General features: G+C 33.1%; 2 protein-coding genes. Both read left to right on the top strand.

What is annotated here, in order from left to right:
- Window positions 1–96: 96 nt before the first annotated feature.
- Window positions 97–600: a thioredoxin family protein gene (locus tag DW269_RS12420; RefSeq protein ID WP_117460330.1), complete on the top strand. Its 504-nt coding sequence runs from the start codon at window positions 97–99 to the stop codon at window positions 598–600.
- Window positions 601–605: 5 nt separating this feature from the next.
- Window positions 606–1409 carry a zinc ribbon domain-containing protein gene (locus DW269_RS12415; RefSeq protein WP_117460328.1) on the top strand — a complete coding sequence of 268 codons (804 nt, stop codon included), beginning with the start codon at window positions 606–608 and terminating at the stop codon, window positions 1407–1409.
- Window positions 1410–1506 lie beyond the last annotated feature (97 nt).

Below are 1506 nucleotides of genomic sequence, written 5' to 3'. Positions count from 1 at the left end.
GGCTTGCCCGGTGGTGTGAGAGGACGAAAATAATTTTAATTATTTTCTCCTACTCGATTCTATTTATGGTAATATAGTCGAAAAGGAGAAATGAAAATGAAGAAATTACTCATTTTATGCCTTACTTTAATACTTTTAGGATGTAGTACATCTTCAGTTAAAAAAAAGAGTGTAAAAGGTATTAAAGAGATACAATATACAGAATTAAAGAAACTCATGAAAGAAGATGTTTCTTTCATGCTCTATCTAGGTCGTCCTGATTGTGGAGACTGTCAGGCCTTTAAACCTATCCTTGAAGACTATCTTAATAAGCGTCCTGATGAAGGTGTTTATTACCTCAATATCAAAGCATATCGTGATGCATCACTCAAAAAAGATGCCACAAAAGAAGAAAAAGAGTTCTACAAGAATCTCTATAAAACATTTGATTTTAATTGGACACCCACATTAGAAGTCATCTCAAAGGGTTCTGTACAAAGTAAATATCAGTATCTTGATGAAGACTACTATGCGATTAAGGATCGTAGTCAACAAATCAAAAAGAAAAACGAATTCATTAAAGAATTCAAAGTATTTATGAATCATTATTTTAAGGAGTAATAACTATGAAATGTCCACATTGTCATAAAGATATCAGACCCACAGATCACTTCTGTCCACATTGCGGTTATGATTTAAGAAGAAATCCACCTAGAAGTACGACTATTCTAGGTCGCATGATGAAAGGTTATTTAGTCATCATGTTACTTACTATTGCGCTTCCTATGGCTATTGTATTCTATAGTCAGTTCTTTACAGGAAAGTCAATTACATCTAATTTCCAGCAGTCAAAACTTTATGAGTTAGGTGAATTAAAGAAATCAGAAGGAGAAGAAGTCTATCACTTTGATTCTTCTAGCGCATTTAAGAAGAAATTTTCTAATGCTGAAACATTCATCAAACCTGCTCAGTCTTATAAGAAATCATTAGAAAAACAGTATGGTAAGACATTTACTGCTACTTACGATTATTCTGTTTATTCCAACAATGATCTTTATACAACTATTATATGTAAGACATCTTTGAATGATGATACAACTCTTGTGATTAAACGTACTTATAATCGTTCAAAGACTGATTCTATTAAAACAATAATCACAAAAGATAATTGTAAAACATTCAAAGATCTTCTTCAGGAAGACAACAAAGAATTAATCACATCAGTGATTGACCAGCCTACATACAATAAGCTGATGAAAGCTTTCCACAATAAACAAGAAGAATTTGAGACAAATAAAAAATCCTTAGGCCATTATGGCTTAGGTGCTTATATCAATGATAGTAAAGTATCTCTTGTAGTTTACCCGGGAAATAAGTACCAATCACAATTTAAAGCACAAACAGAAGGAAACCATTCTCTTGCTCGTTAACGAGTATTCCTCAGGGAAGTATGCATAATGCATGCTTCCCTTTTTTGTATGCCGGGCATGGCATATATCTAGGTGGTGAAAGTCCACTGTGGGGGCG

This window comes from Catenibacterium sp. AM22-6LB, from assembly GCF_003435615.1.
GTDB lineage: Bacteria > Bacillota_I > Bacilli_A > Erysipelotrichales > Coprobacillaceae > Catenibacterium > Catenibacterium mitsuoka_A.
Note: the sequence above shows the minus strand (reverse complement) of the source record. Positions and strands in the feature narration are given on the sequence as shown.